A 19,734-nucleotide genomic window follows, 5' to 3' on the forward strand; every position below is an offset into this window, starting at 1 on the left:
AATAGGCAAGGACAACTTTCTTCGGCGCGTCGGTCATGCGGTTAACCCTTCATCGCAGTTTCCGGGGGAATACGGTGATTTGCGCGTTGTCACAAGGGTGTGGCGCGAATAGCGTGCGCGGACATTCATTCAGGTGATTTCATGCTGGCGTTTCGTCTTCTACGTCATTCCGTCCTGCAACTTGCGGGCAATCTGCGGGCCGCGCTGATCCTGTCGGTCCTTCCGACCGCCGCTGTGGTGGTGGCCGGCACCCTCTGGTACACCGTCATGCGGGCAATGCGCGGCGCAGACGGCACAACCGCTCTGGCCATCGCGGCGCATCTGGCCATGGCTGTGGTTCTGGTGATGGCCTTCGTCAGCCTGGCCGTATCCTGGCATCGATTCGTCCTGCTGGAGGAAGGCCCCCGCCTGCTGCGCCCCGTCGGACCGTCTGAACGGCGCTATCTGGGGGCGTCGCTCAGATTGGCGCTGATCGGGGTGCTGATCGCCATACCCGCCCTGTTCATCGGCGCGGCCCTCATCACCGCCCTCTCGCATGACGTCTGGGGCAGGATGATCGTCAATCTGATTTTCGGATTTGCTTTCACAGTTATCGGCCTGCGCCTTGGAACGGGGCTGGCGGGCGCCGCGACCGGGGCCCCGCGTCCGCTGACGACAGGCTGGCGTGCGACGCGGGGACGTCTGGGAACGCTGGTCCTGCTGGCGGTGTTCGGTCAGCTCATGCAGGGGGCCTTTAGCCTCAGCGCCCTTCTGCCTGGTCTGGTTGGTGTTGTCGCCTCGATCGTGGTCGCATGGTTCGGAACGATGCTGTCACTGTCGCAGATCACCACCCTCTGGGGCCATTTCGTCGAGGGGCGCCCCCTGCGCTGAACCCTTGCCAAACGCGCGCATTCGCGGCATGGGCGGGGCATGGAAAACTTTGTCGCCTCCGTCCGTCTGGCCGAGGCCGCGCTTCGCGACCTGTTCGAGCCTACGCCCCTGCAACGCAACGACCATTTGTCGGCGAAATATGGCGCCGATATCTGGCTCAAGCGCGAGGATCTGACGCCGGTGCGCAGCTACAAGCTGCGCGGCGCGTTCAATGCCATGCGCAAGCTGGTCACCCCCGGCAATGGCGGGCAGGCGCATTTCGTCTGCGCCAGTGCGGGCAATCACGCGCAGGGCGTGGCCTTTGCCTGCCGCCATTTCGGCGCGCGGGGCACGATCTTCATGCCGGTCACGACGCCCCGGCAAAAGATCGACAAGACACAGGTCTTTGGCGGCGACGCGATCAGGATCGTGCTGACCGGCGATTATTTCGACCAGACGCTGGCGGCCGCACAGGCGTTCTGCGCCGAAAAGGGCGCGCAGTTCCTGTCGCCCTTTGACGCCCCCGATGTGATCGAGGGGCAGGCGACCGTGGGTCTGGAAATGCTGGAACAGCTGGGCCGCGCGCCCGATCTGGTGGTGCTGCCGGTCGGTGGCGGCGGGCTGTCGGCAGGCGTCACCCGCTATTTCCAGTCGCAGGCGCCCGACACGCGTTTTGCCTTTGCCGAACCCAAGGGCGGCGCCAGCCTGAAGGCCGCCCTGCAAAGCGGCGCGCCGGTCGCTCTGCCGGCCGTGGACAGCTTTGTCGATGGCGCGGCGGTCGCGCGGATCGGCGCCCTGCCCTTTGAAGCGCTGTCGCGCTTTTCGCCCGCCGACGTCTATCTGGCCCCCGAGGACCGCATCTGCCGCACCATGCTGGAGATGCTGAACACCGAGGGCGTGGTGCTGGAGCCTGCGGGCGCGCTGGCGCTGGATGTGCTGGGCGATCTGGGCGATCTGACCGGGCAGACCGTGGTCTGCGTCTGTTCAGGCGGGAATTTCGACTTCGAGCGCCTGCCCGAGGTCAAGGAACGGGCGCAGCGGTTTCTGGGCATAAAGAAATATTTCGTTCTGCGGATGCCGCAGCGGCCCGGCGCGCTGCGCGATTTTCTGGAGCTGCTGGGCCCCGAGGATGATATTGCGCGGTTTGAATACCTCAAGAAATCGGCGCGCAATTTCGGCTCGGTCCTGATCGGGATCGAGACTTCGGCGCCTGCCCATCTGACCGCGCTGATGCGGCGGCTGGACCAGTCGGGCTTTGCCTATCGCGACATCACGAATGATGAGATCCTGTCGGAACTGCTGGTCTGACATCGCTCAGGCCGCGCCGCTGTTCTGGTCTGGCTGGTCGCCGGAAACAGGCGCCAGATGGCGCCGGTAGGCCTGACGTGAGGCGATGAAGCAGGCCAGCAGATCACCGCCGCCGACCAGATCATAGCGACCGTCGCGCAGGTTCGCTTCGCCCACCAGACACAGGGCAGCCAGTTCGCGAAATCCCATGTTCAGCGCAGAGCCGCGCAGGACATGCAGGTCCAGAAACAGCTGTGCCGGGGATCGTCCAAGACGCATCAGCCGGGTCTCGATCTCGGTCAGGAACTGTTCGGCCAGGGGGCCGAATTCCTCATCGCCCACCTCGGCACGCATGTCATGGACGCGGTCCCAGTCAATCATCTTGTCTTTGCCTTCGACTCGCCCTCTGACTGTCAAATACCACAGGCAAATTTCCGGAAGTTTAACGACCTGCTTTCCGGGCCTTTACTCTGCCTTTACGCCGGAGCGTCTAAGAACAGGGGATGATGCCCGCGAATCGCTCTCGTCCTGTGACTGGCGTCGCGCCTGCGCCCTTGCGGCGCAAGGTGCTGCTGGTCGATGAAAGCGTGGCGCAGCGCCGTCTGCTGGCGATCCTGCTGACGCGCGAGGGCTATGATGTGATCGAGGCCGGGACCGGCGCCGAGGCGCTGGCGCAGTGCGAGGCGCAAGAGCCCGATCTGGTTCTGTCGGACTGGATGCTGCCGGGCCTGAGCGGGCTGGAATTCTGCGAAGCCTTCCGGGCGATGAACCGGCGCAATTACGGCTATTTCGTGCTGCTGACCTCGAACCGGAACGATGGCGATATCATCGCCGGGCTGCGGGCGGGCGCCGATGACTTTCTGGCCAAGCCCGTCAATGCGGCCGAGCTGATGGCACGGCTGGCGGCGGGCGAGCGGATCTTGCGCGTCGAGGAAGAGCTGCGCGCCAGCAACACCCAGCTTCGCGCCGCGCTGGACTGCCTCAACGCAACGCAGGCCGCTATCGAACGCGACCTGCGCGAGGCGCGAAAGCTGCAGCAGGGTCTGGTGCGCGAGCGGGTGGGCCGATTTGGTCAGGGCGAGATTTCACTGCTGCTGCGGCCTGCGGGCCATATCGGCGGCGATCTGGTCGGCTTTTTCCCGATCACGCCGGAGCGGGTCGGGATCTATGCGCTGGATGTGTCGGGACATGGCGTGACGGCGGCCTTGCTGACGGCGCAGTTGTCGGTCCACCTGTCGGGCTCGGTCGATCAGAATGTCGCCTTGCGCGGGGCACAGCTGGGGATCGACGCCGTCTCGCCCGGCGATCTGGCGATGTTTTTCAACAACATGATGCTGGAGGATATCAGCACAGACACATATTTCACGATGATCTATGGCGAGCTGAACCATGTCACCGGCACCATGCGGATGGTGCAGGCGGGCCATCCGCATCCGGTGCTGCAGCGCCCCGACGGCAGCGTCACCCGTCTTGGCCGGGGCGGGATGCCGGTTGGCGTCTTCGTCAGGCCGGTCTTTGACGAATTCACCTTTACGATGGCGCCGGGCGACCGGCTGCTGATCGCATCGGACGGCATCACCGAGGCCAGCAACCCGACCGGCCGGCCCCTTGGCGACGACGGGATCGAGGCGATCATGCGCACCAACGCCTTTCTTGGCGGCCCGGCCTTTCTGGAATCAATGGCCTGGTCGGTGTCGGAATACTGCCACGGCGAACGGCTTGATGACATTTCGGCGGTGCTGGTCGAGATGCACGGCGCGGGTCGTGTTGTGCCGCTGAACGCTACGTGAGGCGGCGGCCCCGGCGCGTGCCGGGTCCTGTCGGAAGCCAGTCACCCAGAACCCGGCGCAGCATGTGGCGCGAACCGGGATCGGCCAGCCGCGACAATGCCGCGTCGGGGGCAAACCAATGGGCGCTGTGGCCGGGCTCGGCGGGCGCGGACAGGCGCAGGACCGGGCGTGCCAGCCAGATCATGCACCGCTTTTCGGCGTGAAACCCGTAATCGGGCATATAGCAGAACCGGTGGTAGCTGCCGATCAGCCGCGCGCCCGCGATCGACCAGCCGGTTTCCTCCCAGACCTCGCGGTGCAGCGCCCGCAGGGGCGATTCGCCGGGATCAATGCCGCCGCCGGGCAGCTGGAATTCCGGCTCGGGCGCGTCCTGATGGGTCAGCAGCACGCGGCCATCGCGCCACAGCACGGCATAAGCGCCGGGCCGCCTGCGATAGCGCGTGTCCGGCCGCGCGGGCTGTCCGAAACGAGGGGTCATGCGGGCACCTTCTGTCGCATCGCCGCTGACATATCGCGGCTGCGCGCGCGGGGGAAGTCGCGGCGGGGCCTTGGGCTTGCCGCAAAAACACCTATATTGGGGCGCAATCGGCCCGCCCGGCATGTCTCCGGCCATCTCAAGCGGCGGGCGCCCTGACGTTTCAAGGAAAGATAATGAACAAGATCAACCAGATTGCCTGGGACGACACGGTTCTGCCCTTCCAGCTTGACCGCTCGGACATCCGTGGTCGTGTCGCGCGGCTGGACGGCGTTCTGGACCATGTCCTGACGCGCCACGACTATCCCGCCCCGGTCAGCGCGCTGCTGGCCGAGCTGGCGCTGCTGACCGCGCTGATCGGTCCCACGATCAAGCTGCGCTGGAAGCTGAGCCTGCAGGTGCGCGGCAATGGCGCGATCCGCACGCTGGCCTCGGACTATTTCGCGCCCGAGAATGGCGAGGGGCCTGCGCGTATCCGGGCTTGGGCCAGCTTTGACGCCGACCGGCTGGAAGAGGGCGACGCCTTCCCCCAGATCGGCGAGGGATATTTCGCGATCCTGATTGATCAGGGCGCGGGCAGCACCCCCTATCAGGGGATCACACCGCTGGCGGGGGGCACGCTGTCGGCCTGCGCGCAGACCTATTTCGCGCAGTCCGAGCAGTTGCCGACGCGGTTCCAGCTGTCCTCGGGCCTGTCGCGGGTGGCGGGCCAGCCTGCGCAATGGCGCGCGGGCGGGATCATGTTGCAGACGCTGCCCGGCCAGCCGCAGGCCGCGGGTGACGGCGGCAGCGGCGAGGGCGGTCTGATCGAGGCCGCCGACATCCTGCAAGGCGCCGAATCCGAGAACTGGAACCGCGCCAATATCCTGCTGGACACGGTCGAGACGCTGGAGCTGATCGGCCCCTCGGTCGGCCCCACCGACCTGCTGCTGCGCCTGTTCCACGAGGAAGAGCCGCGCGTGTTCGAACCGCAGCGGGTGGAATTCGGCTGCCCCTGCACCGGCGACCGGGTGCGCGACACGCTGGCGATCTATTCGGCCAAGGACATCACCCATATGACCACGCCCGAGGGGATCGTGACCGCCGATTGCCAGTTCTGCGGCGCCCATTACGAGTTCGATCCGCGCAGTCTGGGCTTTGAGGCAACGGTGGATGCCGATGGCAACCCGCTGGACCGCGACACGGGGACTGCGTGAGCCACGACTGGTCCCCCGATCTGCTGCGCCGCGCGCTGATGGCGCGCGCGGCGCCCAGCTCCGACTTCGATCTGAACCCCGATGTGACGCCCCCCGATGCGCCCTTGCGCCGCGCGGGCGTGCTGGCGGGGTTTCACGCCGATGACGGGCGGCTGGTGCTGACCAAGCGCGCCTCGGGGCTGCGCCATCATCCGGGCCAGATCGCGCTGCCCGGCGGCAAGGTCGATCCGGGCGATGCCGACGAACGCGCCGCCGCCCTGCGCGAGGCGCGCGAAGAGGTGGGCCTGAACCCCGCGCAGGTCGAGGTTCTGGGCGCCCTGCCGCCGCATCGCACGGTCACAGGTTTTGCGGTGCTGCCCGTCGTGGCGCTGATCCACGGCCCCTTCACGCCCATCCCCGAGGCGGGCGAGGTCGATGAGGTCTTCACCCTGCCCTTTGCCCATATCGCCGACCCCGCCCGCTATCGGATCGAGCGGCGGCGCTGGCGCGGCGGCTGGCGCAGCTATCACGCCGCACCCTGTGGCCCCTATTACCTGTGGGGTGCCACCGCGCGCATTCTGCTGGGACTGGCACAAAGGGCGGCGCCATGATCCGACTGCCGCCCGCGATCCTGTCGGACGCAGGCCTGACCCGCGTGCTGGCGGCGCTGAGCGGCGGCGGCGCGCGGGTCTGGCTGGTGGGCGGCGTGGTGCGCAATGCGCTGCTGGGCGAGCCGGTTGATGACGTCGATCTGGCCACCGACGCGACGCCAGACCGGGTAATCCGGTTGGCCGAGGCCGCAGGGCTGCGCGCCGTGCCGACCGGGATCGACCATGGCACGGTGACGCTGGTGACCGATGGGCAGGGGTTCGAGGTCACGACCCTGCGCCGCGACATCGACACCGACGGGCGCCACGCCACCGTCGCCTTTTCCACCGATCTGGCCGAGGACGCGGCGCGGCGCGACTTCACCATCAATGCGCTTTATGCCGACCCGCAGGGCACGGTCCTTGATCCCATGGGCGGGCTGCCTGATCTGGCCGCGCGGCATCTGCGCTTTGTCGGAGACCCGCAGGCCCGCATCCGCGAGGATTACCTGCGCATCCTGCGGTTTTTCCGCTTTTTCGCGCGCTATGGGCGGCAGGCCGACCCGCAGGCCGTGGCCGCCTGCGCCGCGCTGAAAGACGGCCTGTCACGCATCGCGCGCGAACGGATCGGGGCCGAGATGAAAAAGCTGCTGGCGGCAGACGCGCCCGGCGCCTCGGTCGCGCTGATGGCTGAAACCGGCGTGCTGGAGATGCTGCTGCCCGGTGCCACGCCCGACCAACTGGCCGCGCTGCTGGCGGTCGAGACGGCACAGGGGGCGGCGCCGGACTGGCCGCGCCGGCTGGCGGCGCTGTCGCCCCACGATCCGTCTGATCCGTTGCGCCTGTCAAAGCCCGAGGCGCGGATGCAGGCCGCCTTGCGGCAGGCGGGTGCTGCGGGCTGGTCGCTGGATGAGGCGGGCTATCGCATGGGCGCCGATGCCGCCACGGACCACGCGCTGCTGCGCGCCGCCGATGGCGCCCCCCTGCCCCCCGGTTGGCGCGAGCGGATCGCGCGGGCGGCGGCCTCGGCCCTGCCCATCGCGGCGCGCGATCTGCCGGGCCTTGCCGGTCCCGCCATCGGGCGCGGGCTGCGCGCCGCCGAAGCCCAATGGATCGCCTCGGGGTTCACCCTGCCCGCCCCCGCCCTGATCGACGCGGCCCTGATCGCCGCCGAGGAGACCGCATGAGCCTTCACGCTCGCTTTGGCCGCATGGTCGATGCCTTCCGCCCCGCCGACGGCCCGCCGCCGCGCAGCCTGATGGCGTTCTTTCGCTGGTGCCTGTCAGGCGCCTGGCCGGGGCTGGGGTTCGCGGGCTTTGCCTCGGCCCTTGGCGGGGTCGCGGATGTCGTGTCTGCCATGCTGCTGGGGCTGGTGGTCGATGCGGTCACCGGCAGCACGCCGGGCACGTTCTGGGCCGACAACTGGGCGCTGGTCACGGGGTTCGTGCTGTTCTTTCTGGTCATCCGCCCGGCGATCTTCGGGCTGTCCACGGCCAGTTCCAACGTCATCATCGGGCCGAATATCCTGCCGCTGGTCCTGTCGCGGCTGCATCGCTGGACGATGGGGCAGGCCGTCACCTTCTTTGACAACGACTTCGCCGGGCGGCTGGCGCAAAAGCAGATGCAGACCGCGCGCGCGGTGACCGATGTGGCCTCGGAACTGGTGAACGTGGTGGCCTTTGCGCTGGCCTCGGTCATCGGCTCGGCGGTGTTTCTGCTGGCGGTCGATGGCTGGGGGGCGCTGGCGCTGCTGGTCTGGCTGGGGATGTATTTCGCGCTGATCCGGTTCTTTCTCCCGCGCATCCGGGCCAAATCGGGGGCCCGCGCCTCGGCCCGCGCCAATGTCACCGGTCAGGTCGTGGACACGATCACCAATATCAAGACGGTCAAGCTGTTCGCCCATGCCGATCACGAGGATCGCGCGGCCCTTGGCGCCATGGCCGGTTTCCGCGAACGCGCGCTGGATTTCGGCATCGTGTCGACATGGTTCCGCCTGTCGCTGATGTTCGTGGCGGGTATTCTGCCGGTGATCCTTGTCGGCGGCGCGCTGGTCCTGTGGCGCGAGGGGGCGGCCAGCGTCGGCGATGTCGCAGCCTCGGGCGCCATCGCCATGCGTCTGTCGCAGATGACCGGCTGGGTCAGCATGGCGCTGATGGGCATGTGGGGCAATATCGGCGAGGTCGAGGACGGGATGAAGACCCTGTCACCGCCGCACGCCCTGACCGACGCGCCCGGCGCCGAGGTGCTGGACCGCGTCGCGGGCGGGATCGAGTTCGACCATGTGGGCTTTGCCTATGGCCGCGATGTGGGCGGCATCGACGATCTGTCGCTGTCCATCGCGCCGGGCGAAAAGATCGGCATTGTCGGCGCCTCGGGCGCGGGGAAGTCGACGCTGGTGGCGCTGCTGTTGCGGCTTTACGATGTGGAGCGCGGCGCGATCCGGCTGGACGGGCGCGATCTGCGCGCGGTCACGCAGGAAAGCCTGCGCCGCCAGATCGCCATGGTCACGCAGGAAACGGCGATGTTCAACCGCTCGGCCCATGACAACATCCTCTATGGCCGCCCGGATGCGACGGATGCCGAGATCAGGGCCGCCGCCAAAGCCGCCGAGGCGCATGAGTTCATTCTGGGGCTTGAGGATTACGCGGGCCGCACCGGCTATGACGCGCATCTGGGCGAACGCGGCGTCAAGCTGTCGGGTGGCCAGCGCCAGCGCATCGCACTGGCCCGCGCGATCCTGAAGGACGCGCCCATTCTGGTGCTGGACGAGGCCACCAGCGCGCTGGACAGCGAGGTCGAGGCGCAGGTGCAGGAGGCGCTGGCCCGCGCCATGCAGGGCAAGACGGTGCTGGCGATCGCGCACCGGCTGTCGACCATCGCCGAGCTGGACCGCATCATCGTGGTCGAGGATGGCCGGATCGTGGAACAGGGCAGCCATGACGATCTGCTGGCGCGCGGCGGGCGCTATGCGCGCTATTGGGCGCATCAGTCGGGCGGCATTCTGGGCACCGAAGAGGCCGCCGAATGAGCCTGTGGACGGTCGAACGGCTGGGCCGCAAGGGCGATGGCGTGGCGATGGGCGATGCGGGCCGCGCGCTGGCGGCGCTGGTCCTGCCCGGCGAGGTGATCGAGGGCTGCGCGGTGGACGGGCGCATCGCCGCGCCCCGGATCGTGACGCCCTCGCCCGACCGGGTGCGGCCCCTCTGCGCCCATTACCGCGCCTGCGGGGGCTGTTCGCTGATGCACGCCTCGGACGGGTTCACGGCGGACTGGAAGCGTCAGGTGGTGCAGACCGCGCTGGCCGCCCATGGGCTTGAGGCGCCCGCTCCGGTGCTGCATGTCTCGCCCCTGCATTCGCGCAGGCGGGCGGTGCTGTCGGGGCGGCGGACGAAAAAGGGCGCCACTCTGGGCTTTCACGCCCGCGCCTCGGGGGTGGTGGTCGATCTGGCCGAATGCCATGTCCTGCGCCCCCGGATCGCGGCTGCGCTGCCGCTGCTGCGCCGGTTCGTGGTCGCGGGCGCCTCGCGCGCGGGCGAGGTCAGCCTGACCGTGATCGACGGGCCTGCCGGGCTGGACGTGGCCCTGCGCGGCGGCAAGCCGATGGATGCGGCGCTGTTCCAGACGCTGGCCGCACTGGCGGATGAGGGCGATCTGGCGCGGCTGGACTGGGACGGGCAGACGATCCTGCGCCGCCCGCCGCTGCTGCCGATGGGCCGCGCACAGGTGATCCCGCCGCCGGGCGCCTTTCTGCAGGCCACGACCGAGGGCGAGGCCGCGCTGCTGCGACAGGTCCGGCGCGCGGTGGGCGGCGCGCGGCGCATCGCTGATCTGTTCGCCGGGGTGGGCACCTTCGCGCTGCCGCTGGCCGAGGGTGCCTCGGTGCATGCGGTCGAGGGGCTGGCCGCGCCGCTTGACGCGCTTGATTCGGCCTGGCGCGGGGCGCAGGGGCTGCACCGCATCACCACCGAGGTCCGCGATCTGGCGCGCAGGCCTTTGCAGGCCGCTGATCTGACGGTCTTTGACGCAATCGTGATCGACCCGCCGCGCGCAGGTGCAGCAGCGCAAATGACGGAAATTGCTGCCGCGCGGGTGCCGGTTGTTGCCTCGGTCTCGTGCGACCCGGTCAGTTTTTCCAATGATGCGAGAATTCTGGCGGATGCCGGGTATCGCATCCGCGAGCTGGCCGTGATCGACCAGTTCCGCTTTTCGCCCCATGTCGAAATCGTCGCAGCGTTAACGCTCTGCTAGGCAGTGCAATGCTATCCGTGGTATTCCCGGTGCACATAATCAAAAAAACCACCCGAGGCAGTGATGAGCAGAACGACCCGACGCACGTTTACCATCTCGATGCTTGCTGTGCTTGCTGCCTGTGGATCGCCGCAACAGCCCAGCAAGTTCCAGCAGTATAATGGCCCGCCGGTCACGCAGGTCTCGGTCAACAAGGGCCAGCGCCGCATGCATCTGCTGAGCGGCAAGACCGTCGTGCGATCCTATGACATCAGTCTGGGCTTCCAGCCGGTTGGTCACAAGCAGTTCGAGGGCGACGGCAAAACCCCCGAGGGTGTCTATTTCGTCGATCGCTTCAACCCGCGCAGCGCCTATCACCTGTCGGTCGGGGTGTCCTATCCGAACGAGCGCGACCGCGCCTTTGCCGCAAACCATGGCCGCAATCCCGGCGGCGACATCTTCATCCATGGCCGCGGCCCCGAGGGCAACAACCTGTTCCCCCGCCAGCGCGACTGGACTGCCGGCTGCATCGCCGTCAGCGACGAAGAGGTGCAGGAGATCTATGCCGCGATCCAGCCCGGCACGATGGTCGTCATCTATCCCTGACCGTCTCGTGTCGGAAGGCATGTACAGGCTCTGCCCGGACCGGGCGGGGCCTTTTGTTTGGGGGGGCCGCCAAGGTGGCACGGCAACCGCCGGGAATGCGGCACGCGGAGGGCAGTCTCTTGATCCTGATCAGGGCTTTTCTGCTGCAAGGACATAACAGTCCGGTTGGACACTTAATCATTGTGACCGAGGTGCCGGATGATCCACTCAGCGTCCCACATTTACGCCGCAATCTGTATGGTTGTGATTCTGTTTCAGCTTTGTCTGATCGCAGGTGCGCCCTGGGGCAGACTTACGCAGGGCGGCATGACCGCGGGCAAGCTGCCGGTCCGTGGCCGGGTGGTCGCGGGTTTCTCGATCCTGCTCTTGCTCATCATGGGATTGTCGATCCTGTCATCAGCGGGCCAGTGGCCGTTCTGGCCGCTCTGGACTGGCTGGGCGACACTGGCCATGACCTTTGTCGCCGCAGCGATGAACATGGCGACGCCCTCCGGACCAGAGCGTCGTCTCTGGGCCCCGGTGACACTGGCAATGCTGCTTCTTGCCAACATTGTTGTGCTTTCGGCCTGACCAGGACAAGGCTGCGCCAGCCCCTGCCAGGCAGTCTCGCCCGCCTCAACTGCCGCTGAGCAATGTCCACCAGACCTTGCCCGAGGGTTCCTGATACCACGCAAAGCCAAGCTGGGTCGCCGCCGGGTCCATGATCACGTCGCGGGTTTCGCGCACGCCCATCCATGCCGCCAGCGTCTGCATGTCGTTCTCGTAGGATTCCGAGATATTCTCGCCCAGCAGCGGGCCGGAATAGCCCTGCCGCCGCGCCCGGTCCAGGGGCGACGAGCCGTCCGAGCCCCAGTGCCACGCCCGGTTCTGCGCCGACATGTCGCGCGAATGCGCCATCGCCGCCGCCGACAGCTGCGGGTTCAGGGTCAGCGGCTGCAACGCGATATTGCCGCGCAGCGTGTTGATCTGTTGCAACACCCGCTGAGGAATCGCCGCAGCCTCGGTGGCCGAGATCTGGCCGGGTATCTCGGGTTCAGTTGCGACGGGCTGGTATTGGGGGGGCAGAGAACGGGGGGCACAGGCGGTCAGCGCCATCAGGCATGCCACAGCAATCAGCTTGATTTTCAACATTATTCCATATCCCCCGACCAGCCTTTTGCACTGGTGTATCCAATGCGGCCGCCCGCTACAAATCCAACTCTGCGTGATCGGGCAAACGCGGTGGGCGCTGTGGCCATGACGCCGGTTTGAATTGCCCCCGCGCCCGGCAAGGCGGTATCCTGCGGGCCTATTCTGTCGCATCAAGAATCGGCAAGCCCGCCAGCAGAGCGCGCCCCGGACGAAGGACATGAGACGATGAGCAAGTCACCCGTTTTCAACCGCCGCGCCTTTCTGGGCACGGCTGCGGCCTTGGGCGCGGGGGCGCTGGCCGCCCCGGCCTATGCCCAGTTCGCGGAAAGCTTCGATCAGCCCGACCCGGCGATGGCCCCCCCGGCCAGCACCGGGCCGCAGCACAATATCTCCAGCTTCCGCATGCAGGACTGGCGGCCCCATTTCGACAATCTGACCAATGGCGCGGTGCTGTGCGACCTGACCTCGCGCGCCGTGCATTTCTGGTCCGAGGATCAGGCGACCTATCGCCTCTATCCCTCGTCGATCCCGGTCAGCGAGGATCTGACCCGCAAGGGCCGGACCGAGATCATCCGCAAGGTCGAAGGCCCGTCATGGGCGCCGACCCCCAACATGAAGGCCCGCAATCCCGACTGGCCCGATTTCGTGCCGCCCGGCCCCGACAACCCGCTTGGCACCCATGCGCTGTGGCTCAGCTGGCAGTATTACCGCATCCACGGCACCCATGACACGCGCAAGATCGGCCGCATGTCCTCGAATGGCTGTGTGGGTCTGTATAACGAACATATCGCCGAATTGTTCGCCCTGACCAAGATCGGCACACAGGTGCTGATCATCTGAGACGATCCGGGCCGCATCATGGCGAATGAAACGGGGGCCGCGCGGCCCCCGTTTGCGTCAGGGCGTCACCCAGCCCGCGATATTGTCGCGCACCACGTTCAGCATCACCTCGATATGGGCGGGGTCGTCGTTGAGGCAGGGGATATAGGTGAACCCGTGCCCGCCCGCCTCTTCGAAGCTTTCGCGGATCTCGCCGTTGATTTCCTCCAGCGTCTCGATGCAGTCGGACGAGAAGGCGGGCGAGATGACCGCGATGTCGGTATGCCCCTGTTTCGCCAGCTCGGCCACATGCTCGACCGTGTAGGGCTTCAGCCATTCCTCGCGGCCAAAGACCGACTGGAAGGTCGTGTCGATGATGCCTTCGGGCCAGCCCAGTTCCTCGCGCAGCAGGCGTGAGGTCTTCTGGCACTGGCAATGATAGGGGTCGCCCTGCATCAGATAGCGTTTCGGCATGCCGTGATAGCTGGCGACCAGCTTTTTGGGCACCTGACCGTTCAGCGCGCGGCGCACGCTGTCGGCCAGCGCCTTGATGTAATCGGGGCGGCTGACATAGGGCTCGACCGTGCGGACGGCGGGCTGCCATGTCTGGGTCATCAGCGCCCGGAACAGCTGGTCATTCGCCGTGGCCGAGGTCGGCCCCGCATATTGCGGATAAAGCGGCAGGAACACGATGCGGCGGCAGCCCGCCTTGATCATCCGGTCCAGCACCTCGTGGGTCGAGGGGTTGCCATAGCGCATGCAGAATTCGACCATCACCTGATCACCCCATTCCTGATGCGCGCGCGCGCGCAACGCCTCGGTCTGGGCCTTGGTGATCGTCATCAGCGGGCTTTCATTCGCCTCGTGGTTCCAGATCAGCTTGTAGTTTTTCCCCGAGGAAAAAGGCCGCTTGGTCAGGATCACCCCTTGCAGCAGCGGCTGCCAGATCCAGCGCGAGATGTCGATGACGCGGCGGTCCGACAGAAACTCGTTCAGATAGCGGCGCATCGACCAGTAATCATAGCCGTCCGGCGTGCCCAGATTGGCGATCAGGATGCCGGTCTTTGCGGGCAGGATGCGGGGATGGTCTGCGGGCGCGTGGCTGGCTGTCATGTGTCGTGCTTTCTCAAATCGTTCAATGCGTCTGCCAGTGATGTCCGGGCCGAGCCGGGGCGCAGCGGCTTAGGCTGGCTGTCCGAAGGTGCCCACCCGGTCAGGAAAACCAGATCGAAGCTGGCGGTGACACGGGACGGATCGTCGCGGTCGGGGTGATGGGCGGCCATGATGGCGTTTGCGCGGGCAAAGACCGCGCGGCGGGTCGGGCGGCGCAGGCGGGCGGCCATGGCATTGCCCTCGCCCATGGCGCGCAGGTCGCGGGCCAGATGGAACAGGTCGCGATAGCTGGCGCGCTGGCCCATCGCATCGGCCACCGGCAGGGCCAGCCCGGCGCGCGACAGCAGCCCGCCCAGATCGCGGATCTCGCCCATCGGCAGCACGCGGGGGGCGAGGCCGCCGGTCACCTCGGCCTCGGCCTGCGCCAGTGCGGCGCGCAGTTCCGACAGCGTCTGGTTGCCGAAACAGACGCCGATGAACAGCCCGTCTTCGCGCAGGGCGCGGCGGCATTGCACGATCTGCCCCACCGGGTCATCGGCCCAGTGCAGCGACAGCGCGTGGATCACCAGATCATGCGCGCCGGGGGTCAGGTCCAGCACCGGGGCATCGGGGACAAGGCGCGCCTGCGGAAAGCGGGCGGCCCAGGGGGCGGAAAAACCTGTCACGATCGCGGGCGCGGTAAAGGTTCTGTTAACCTCGGCCAGTCTATCGTGGATTTCATCAGCGGCGATCTGGTGGAACAGGTCGGCATGTCCGGCCCGCATGGCGCGGGCGCGGTTGCGCAGCAGCGCTGTGCGGTCGGTCATCGGGGGGCGGTCGGTCATCGGGGGGCGTTGTTCGGTGGGGCGTGTCATGGGGCTGGAACATAGGCTGCTTCGCGGGGCGGTTAAAGCGGGCTTGGCGCTGATCTATCCGCCGCAATGCCTGTCCTGCGACGCAGCGGTCGCGGGCGGCGAGGGGGCGGTGCATCTGTGCCCCGCCTGCTGGCCCGATGCGGCCTTTATCGGCGCGTCCTGCTGCGACAGCTGCGGCACGACGCTGCCGGGCGGGGATGCGGGCGAAAACGGGGGCGATCTGTTCTGCGACGACTGCCTTTCGGTGACGCGCCCCTGGGCGCAGGGGCGGGCGGCGCTGGTCTATGCGGGCACCGGGCGCAGGATGGTGCTGGCGCTGAAACATGGCGACCGGCCCGATCTGGCGCCTGCCCTGGGGCGCTGGCTGGCGCGCGCGGCGGCACCCCTGATCCGGCCCGGAACGGTGGTGGTGCCGGTGCCGCTGCATCTGCGGCGGCTGATGCGGCGCAAATACAATCAGGCGGCGCTGCTGGCGGCGCAGGTCGCCCGCGCCCACGCCCTGCCCCATCACCCACGCCTTTTGCACCGCCATCGCCATACCGAGGGGCAGGACCATCGCAGCATCAGCGACCGTTTCGCCAATATCGCGGGGGCACTGTCGGTCGATCCTGCGCAGACCGCCGCGCTGCGGGGCCGCCCGGTGCTGCTGATCGACGATGTGATGACCTCGGGCGCGACCCTGTCCGAGGCAGCCTGGCGACTGTCCGAGGCGGGTCTGGGCCCGATCCGGGTCGCGGTTCTGGCGCGCGCGGTCAAGGATGCTTAGATTGAGGCAGACATGACCGCGAAGGACACCATGAGCATCGAGATCTATACGACCCGCACCTGCCCGTTCTGCCACCGCGCCAAGGCGCTGCTGGACCAGAAGGGCGCCCGCTATACCGAAACCGACGTGGGCGCCGATCCCGCGCTGCGCGACGCCATGACCCGCCGTGCGGGCGGCAAGCGCAGCGTGCCGCAGATCTTCATCGGCCAGACCCATGTCGGCGGCTGCGACGATCTCTATGCAATGGACCGGGCCGGCAAGCTGGACCCGCTGCTGAAAGGCGCCGCATGAGCCTGCCCGCGTCGCTGAGCGTGGGGCTGGTCCAGCTGTCGGTCGGCGACGATCCGGCGGCCAACCTGCCCTCGACCCTGGCGCTGATCCGTCAGGCGGCGGCGCAGGGCGCGCGGCTTGTGCTGACGCCCGAGGCCACCAACCTGCTGTCGCCCGACCGCGCCCATCAGGCCCGCGTGCTGCGCCTTGAGGCCGATGACGCGACGCTGACCGCCCTACGCGCCGAGGCGCAGGCTCTGGGCATCTGGCTGCTGATCGGCTCGTTGGCGCTGGCCACGGGCGATCCGGACGGGCGCTTTGCCAATCGCAGCCTGCTGATCGCGCCGGATGGCCGGATCGTCGCGCGCTATGACAAGCTGCACATGTTCGACGTGACCATCAGCGACACCGAATCCTTCCGCGAAAGCGCCGCCTATCGCCCCGGCGACCGGGCGGTGCTGGCGCAGGTGGCGGGCGTGCCGGTCGGGCTGACGATCTGCTACGACCTGCGGTTTCCGCATCTTTACAGGCAGCTGGCGCAGGCCGGCGCGCGCATCCTGACGGTGCCCGCCGCCTTCAACCCCACCACCGGCGCCGCCCATTGGGAGGTGCTGCTGCGCGCCCGCGCGATCGAGACCGGGTGCTTTGTGCTGGCCCCTGCGCAATGCGGCACCCATCCCGCGCCGCACAGCCCGGACCGTCCGGCGCGGCGCAGCCATGGCCACAGTCTGGTCGTCGCGCCCTGGGGCGAGGTGCTGGCCGATGCCGGAAACGTGCCGGGCACGACCATTGTTTCGCTTGACCTTCATGCGGTTGACCGGGCACGGTCTCGCATTCCGTCCCTGACACATGACCGCCCCTTTGCCGGGCCTGAGGCCCATGACCATCCAAGTGACTGACCCCGACCGCCCCGAAGCCGCCGACAGGCTGGCCGCCAGCCTCTTTGCCGAGTTGCTGATCTCGGAGCAGTTGTCGCGCGACCTGATCGGCAAGGCGTTGCCGCGGGGCATGCAGATCTCGCATTTCTCGGTGCTGAACCTGCTGGCGCATGTGAATGAAGAACGCACCCCCGCGCAGCTGGCCGAGGCATTTCACATCACGCGCGGGGCGATGACCAACACGCTGTCAAAACTGGAATGGGCGGGCCATATCCATATCCGCCCCGACTGGGACGATGCGCGGCGCAAATTCGTGTCGATCAGCACGGCAGGGCGCGCGGCGCGCGATTCGGCGCTGTCCTCCTTCATGCCGGTGATCGCGGGCATCGTCCGCGACATCGGGGCCGAGCGTGTGCGCATGGCCCTGCCCGTCCTGCGAGAGCTGCGCCGCAGGCTGGAACAGCCGCATTAGCGTCGCCCCCTAGCCGCGGGCCATCTATCTGCGGGCCGTCAGCAGGTAATTCACCGACAGGTCACGATCCGACAGGCGCCAGCCGAAGGTCAGCGGGTTGAACACCATGCCGCGCCGGTCGGCCACCGCCAGCCCGGCGCCCTGGGCCAGCCCTGCCAGCTCGTCGGGCGTGATAAAGCGGTTCCAGTCATGCGTGCCGCGCGGCAGCCAGCGCATGACCCATTCGGCCCCGATAATGGCCGCGCCAAAGCTGCGCGCGCTGCGGTTCAGCGTCGACAGAATCAGCAGCCCGCCCGGTTTCAGCAGGTGTTGGCAGGTCGCCACGAAGCCGGCCGGGTCGGTCACATGCTCGATGATCTCCAGCGCCAGAACCACGTCGAACCGCTCACCCGCATCGGCCAGCACCTCGGCGGAGGTGGCGCGATAGTCGATGTCCAGCCCCTGTTCGGCGGCGTGCAGCTGCGCCACCGCGATATTGCCCGCCGCCGCATCGGCCCCGGTCACCTGCGCGCCCAGCCGGGCCATCGGCTCGGCCACCAGCCCGCCGCCGCAGCCGATGTCCAGCAGCCGCAGCCCCTCCAGCGGCGTGCGCGCGGCGCGGTCGCGTCCGAATTCGGCGGCGATCTGGGCGGTGATATAGTCCAGCCGCAGCGGGTTCATCAGATGCAGCGGGCGGAACTTGCCCTGCGGGTCCCACCATTCGGCAGCCATCGCCTCGAACTTGGCGATCTCGGCCGGGTCGATGCTGGCGCTGGTCGGGGGGCTGGCGCTGGTCGGGGGCATGGCAGGTCCTTGCTGGCGGGCGCTTTGATCTCGTCTTATACTGTCACGATGGACCGAATGGCAGGACAAATCTCCGCGTCACATGGACGCCTCCACCCCGCGACCGAGCCGTTCGCGCGGCACAGGATCGAGGTGCCGGGCGGCCACAGCCTGTATGTCGAGGAGTGCGGCAACGCCCGCGGGCGCCCGGTCGTGGTGCTGCATGGCGGGCCGGGCGGCGGGTGCAGCCCCTATATGCGGCGCTTTTTCGATCCGGCACATTACCGCGTGGTGCTGTTCGATCAGCGCGGTTGCGGACGGTCGCGGCCCGGCGCCTCGGTCGAGGCGAACACGACACAGCACCTGATCGCCGATATTGCGCTGATCCGCCAGAAGCTGGAAATTGATGCGCGCTGGCTGGTCTTTGGCGGCAGCTGGGGCGCGACGCTGGCGCTGGCCTATGCGCAGGCCCATCCGGATCAGGTCTCGGGGTTGATCCTGCGTGGCGTGTTTCTGGGCATGCAGTCGGAGCTGGACTGGTTCTATGGCGGCGGCGCGGGGCGGTTTTTCCCCGATCTGTGGGCAAATTTTCAGGAACCGATCCCACCGTCCGAGCGCGGCGACATGATCGCGGCCTATCACGAGCGCCTGTTTGATCCCGATCCGGGGCGGCAGGGGCGCTATGCCCTGCCCTGGCTGATGTGGGAAAATGCGCTGGCGGGCCTGCAATCGGCCCCGGTCAGCCACGCCCCGCCCGAGTATGCGCGCGCCTTTGCCCGGCTGGAGAATCACTATTTCCACAACCGCTGTTTTCTGGATGAGGGCCAGCTGCTGCGCGACCGCGACCGGATCGAACATCTGCCCGCCGTGATCGTGCAGGGGCGCTATGACATGGTCTGCCCGCCCGCCTCGGCCTGGCATCTGGCCGAGGGCTGGGAGAAATGCGATCTGTCCATCGTGCCCGCCTCGGGGCATGCCCTGTCGGAACCCCAGATCAGCGCCGAACTGGTGCGCGTGATGGACCGCATCCGCGATGACGACCGCGAGAAAGACCGCAGATGAACCTCGACCTGTTCCTGATCTTCCTGCTGGGCTGCGCCGCAGCCGCCACCACCGGCATCGTGTTCCGCCCCGGCGCCTGGTACGTCGCGCTGCGCAAACCCTCATTCACGCCGCCGAACTGGGCCTTTCCGGTCGCGTGGTCGGTGATTTATCTGCTGTCGGCACTGGCCGCCTCGCGGGTGGCGCTGCTGCCCGGTGCGGGTCTGGCGCTGGCGCTGTGGGCGGCGCAGATCGCGCTGAACACGCTGTGGACGCCGCTGTTCTTCGGCGCGCACCGGATGGCGCTGGCCATGGGCGTGATGGTGATTCTGACGGTGGTGGTCGCCGCGATGCTGGTGGCGTTCTGGCGGCTGGACTGGCTGGCGGGCGCGATGCTGCTGCCCTATCTGGGCTGGCTGGGCGTGGCCTGCGGTCTCAACTGGCGGGTCTGGCGCGACAACCCCGGCGCGGGGGCCGATCCGGCACCGCGCTGATCCGGCTTGCAATCGCCGGGGATCGCGGCTATATCGCCCTCAACAGCGGTGCAGGGGTCCACACCCTGCCCACCGGAATTCCGCATGGGGCCTCCGCTGATGGCCCCTTTTTTCATGTCCGAGAGGATCTCATGCCCG

At 67.7% G+C, this 19,734-nt stretch carries 23 protein-coding genes; 17 read left to right on the forward strand and 6 right to left on the reverse strand.

The features are described from left to right. Positions 1 to 141: 141 nt before the first annotated feature. Together ACK41U_RS16455 and ilvA are read left to right on the forward strand one after the other, a co-directional pair. Entirely contained in the window at positions 142 to 870 is a 729-nt protein-coding gene (locus ACK41U_RS16455; RefSeq protein WP_409682407.1) for a hypothetical protein, read from the forward strand. A gap of 39 nt (positions 871 to 909) precedes the next feature. Continuing rightward, entirely contained in the window at positions 910 to 2,157 is a 1,248-nt protein-coding gene (ilvA, locus tag ACK41U_RS16460; protein WP_409682410.1) for a threonine ammonia-lyase IlvA, read from the forward strand. A gap of 6 nt (positions 2,158 to 2,163) precedes the next feature. Here ilvA and ACK41U_RS16465 read toward each other — a convergent pair whose 3' ends face one another. Next, the gene (locus tag ACK41U_RS16465; protein ID WP_409682413.1) at positions 2,164 to 2,517 is read right to left on the reverse strand and encodes an Hpt domain-containing protein; all 354 of its coding nucleotides are present in this window, start codon (positions 2,515 to 2,517) and stop codon (positions 2,164 to 2,166) included. 122 nt (positions 2,518 to 2,639) lie between these two features. Between ACK41U_RS16465 and ACK41U_RS16470 the strand changes: the two genes are divergently transcribed. Beyond that, positions 2,640 to 3,926: a PP2C family protein-serine/threonine phosphatase gene (locus ACK41U_RS16470; protein WP_409682416.1), complete on the forward strand. Its 1,287-nt coding sequence runs from the start codon at positions 2,640 to 2,642 to the stop codon at positions 3,924 to 3,926. On the opposite strand, the gene ACK41U_RS16475 is transcribed toward ACK41U_RS16470, so the two are convergent. Then, positions 3,919 to 4,404, reverse strand: coding sequence for an NUDIX domain-containing protein (locus ACK41U_RS16475; protein WP_409682419.1), 486 nt, complete (start codon positions 4,402 to 4,404; stop codon positions 3,919 to 3,921). The genes ACK41U_RS16470 and ACK41U_RS16475 overlap by 8 nt on opposite strands. A 173-nt stretch (positions 4,405 to 4,577) precedes the next feature. Here ACK41U_RS16475 and ACK41U_RS16480 point away from each other — a divergent pair, with 173 nt between their 5' ends. The 7 genes from ACK41U_RS16480 to ACK41U_RS16510 all read left to right on the forward strand — a co-directional run bounded on the left by ACK41U_RS16480 (position 4,578) and on the right by ACK41U_RS16510 (position 11,566). Beyond that, positions 4,578 to 5,597, forward strand: coding sequence for an Hsp33 family molecular chaperone HslO (locus ACK41U_RS16480; RefSeq protein WP_409682421.1), 1,020 nt, complete (start codon positions 4,578 to 4,580; stop codon positions 5,595 to 5,597). A gap of 38 nt (positions 5,598 to 5,635) precedes the next feature. Then, positions 5,636 to 6,187 (forward strand): NUDIX hydrolase, encoded by a 552-nt coding sequence (locus ACK41U_RS16485; RefSeq protein ID WP_409682466.1) that lies wholly within the window; start codon positions 5,636 to 5,638, stop codon positions 6,185 to 6,187. Beyond that, positions 6,187 to 7,350 (forward strand): CCA tRNA nucleotidyltransferase, encoded by a 1,164-nt coding sequence (locus ACK41U_RS16490; protein ID WP_409682469.1) that lies wholly within the window; start codon positions 6,187 to 6,189, stop codon positions 7,348 to 7,350. The genes ACK41U_RS16485 and ACK41U_RS16490 overlap by 1 nt, the downstream gene beginning before the upstream one ends. Further along, positions 7,347 to 9,191, forward strand: coding sequence for an ABC transporter ATP-binding protein (locus ACK41U_RS16495; protein WP_409682424.1), 1,845 nt, complete (start codon positions 7,347 to 7,349; stop codon positions 9,189 to 9,191). The genes ACK41U_RS16490 and ACK41U_RS16495 overlap by 4 nt, the downstream gene beginning before the upstream one ends. Then, positions 9,188 to 10,411, forward strand: coding sequence for a class I SAM-dependent RNA methyltransferase (locus tag ACK41U_RS16500; RefSeq protein WP_409682427.1), 1,224 nt, complete (start codon positions 9,188 to 9,190; stop codon positions 10,409 to 10,411). The genes ACK41U_RS16495 and ACK41U_RS16500 overlap by 4 nt, the downstream gene beginning before the upstream one ends. 63 nt (positions 10,412 to 10,474) lie before the next feature. After that, positions 10,475 to 10,996 (forward strand): murein L,D-transpeptidase family protein, encoded by a 522-nt coding sequence (locus ACK41U_RS16505; protein ID WP_409682430.1) that lies wholly within the window; start codon positions 10,475 to 10,477, stop codon positions 10,994 to 10,996. 306 nt (positions 10,997 to 11,302) lie between these two features. Continuing rightward, positions 11,303 to 11,566: a hypothetical protein gene (locus ACK41U_RS16510; RefSeq protein WP_409682433.1), complete on the forward strand. Its 264-nt coding sequence runs from the start codon at positions 11,303 to 11,305 to the stop codon at positions 11,564 to 11,566. 45 nt (positions 11,567 to 11,611) lie between these two features. Here ACK41U_RS16510 and ACK41U_RS16515 read toward each other — a convergent pair whose 3' ends face one another. Further along, on the reverse strand, positions 11,612 to 12,127 hold the full coding sequence (locus ACK41U_RS16515) for a CAP domain-containing protein (RefSeq protein WP_409682436.1): 516 nt from the start codon (positions 12,125 to 12,127) through the stop codon (positions 11,612 to 11,614). A gap of 225 nt (positions 12,128 to 12,352) precedes the next feature. Between ACK41U_RS16515 and ACK41U_RS16520 the strand changes: the two genes are divergently transcribed. After that, positions 12,353 to 12,967: a L,D-transpeptidase gene (locus ACK41U_RS16520; RefSeq protein WP_409682439.1), complete on the forward strand. Its 615-nt coding sequence runs from the start codon at positions 12,353 to 12,355 to the stop codon at positions 12,965 to 12,967. Between the two features lie 57 nt (positions 12,968 to 13,024). Here ACK41U_RS16520 and hemH read toward each other — a convergent pair whose 3' ends face one another. Then, positions 13,025 to 14,059 carry a ferrochelatase gene (gene hemH / locus ACK41U_RS16525; protein WP_409682442.1) on the reverse strand — a complete coding sequence of 345 codons (1,035 nt, stop codon included), beginning with the start codon at positions 14,057 to 14,059 and terminating at the stop codon, positions 13,025 to 13,027. Beyond that, on the reverse strand, positions 14,056 to 14,883 hold the full coding sequence (locus ACK41U_RS16530) for an SAM-dependent methyltransferase (RefSeq protein ID WP_409682445.1): 828 nt from the start codon (positions 14,881 to 14,883) through the stop codon (positions 14,056 to 14,058). Before ACK41U_RS16530 ends, hemH begins: the two co-directional genes overlap by 4 nt. A 28-nt stretch (positions 14,884 to 14,911) precedes the next feature. On the opposite strand from ACK41U_RS16530, the gene ACK41U_RS16535 reads away from it, so the two are divergent. Genes ACK41U_RS16535 through ACK41U_RS16550 form a run of 4 tightly spaced genes read left to right on the forward strand, consistent with a single transcriptional unit; the run spans position 14,912 to position 17,299 of the window. Then, positions 14,912 to 15,679, forward strand: coding sequence for a ComF family protein (locus tag ACK41U_RS16535; protein ID WP_409682448.1), 768 nt, complete (start codon positions 14,912 to 14,914; stop codon positions 15,677 to 15,679). Between the two features lie 12 nt (positions 15,680 to 15,691). Continuing rightward, positions 15,692 to 15,970, forward strand: coding sequence for a glutaredoxin 3 (gene grxC / locus ACK41U_RS16540; protein ID WP_409682451.1), 279 nt, complete (start codon positions 15,692 to 15,694; stop codon positions 15,968 to 15,970). 14 nt (positions 15,971 to 15,984) lie between these two features. After that, complete coding sequence (locus ACK41U_RS16545) at positions 15,985 to 16,848, forward strand: carbon-nitrogen hydrolase family protein (protein ID WP_409682472.1); 864 nt, start codon at positions 15,985 to 15,987, stop codon at positions 16,846 to 16,848. Further along, positions 16,841 to 17,299, forward strand: coding sequence for a MarR family winged helix-turn-helix transcriptional regulator (locus tag ACK41U_RS16550; RefSeq protein ID WP_409682454.1), 459 nt, complete (start codon positions 16,841 to 16,843; stop codon positions 17,297 to 17,299). The genes ACK41U_RS16545 and ACK41U_RS16550 overlap by 8 nt, the downstream gene beginning before the upstream one ends. A gap of 24 nt (positions 17,300 to 17,323) precedes the next feature. Here ACK41U_RS16550 and ubiG read toward each other — a convergent pair whose 3' ends face one another. Further along, positions 17,324 to 18,082, reverse strand: a complete 759-nt coding sequence (gene ubiG / locus ACK41U_RS16555) for a bifunctional 2-polyprenyl-6-hydroxyphenol methylase/3-demethylubiquinol 3-O-methyltransferase UbiG (RefSeq protein WP_409682457.1) — start codon at positions 18,080 to 18,082, stop codon at positions 17,324 to 17,326. 48 nt (positions 18,083 to 18,130) lie between these two features. Here ubiG and pip point away from each other — a divergent pair, with 48 nt between their 5' ends. Together pip and tspO are read left to right on the forward strand one after the other, a co-directional pair. Further along, positions 18,131 to 19,123: a prolyl aminopeptidase gene (gene pip, locus ACK41U_RS16560; RefSeq protein ID WP_409682460.1), complete on the forward strand. Its 993-nt coding sequence runs from the start codon at positions 18,131 to 18,133 to the stop codon at positions 19,121 to 19,123. Continuing rightward, on the forward strand, positions 19,120 to 19,596 hold the full coding sequence (tspO, locus tag ACK41U_RS16565; protein ID WP_409682463.1) for a tryptophan-rich sensory protein TspO: 477 nt from the start codon (positions 19,120 to 19,122) through the stop codon (positions 19,594 to 19,596). The genes pip and tspO overlap by 4 nt, the downstream gene beginning before the upstream one ends. Positions 19,597 to 19,734 lie beyond the last annotated feature (138 nt).

Source organism: Paracoccus sp. (in: a-proteobacteria), from assembly GCF_046289755.1.
GTDB lineage: Bacteria > Pseudomonadota > Alphaproteobacteria > Rhodobacterales > Rhodobacteraceae > Paracoccus.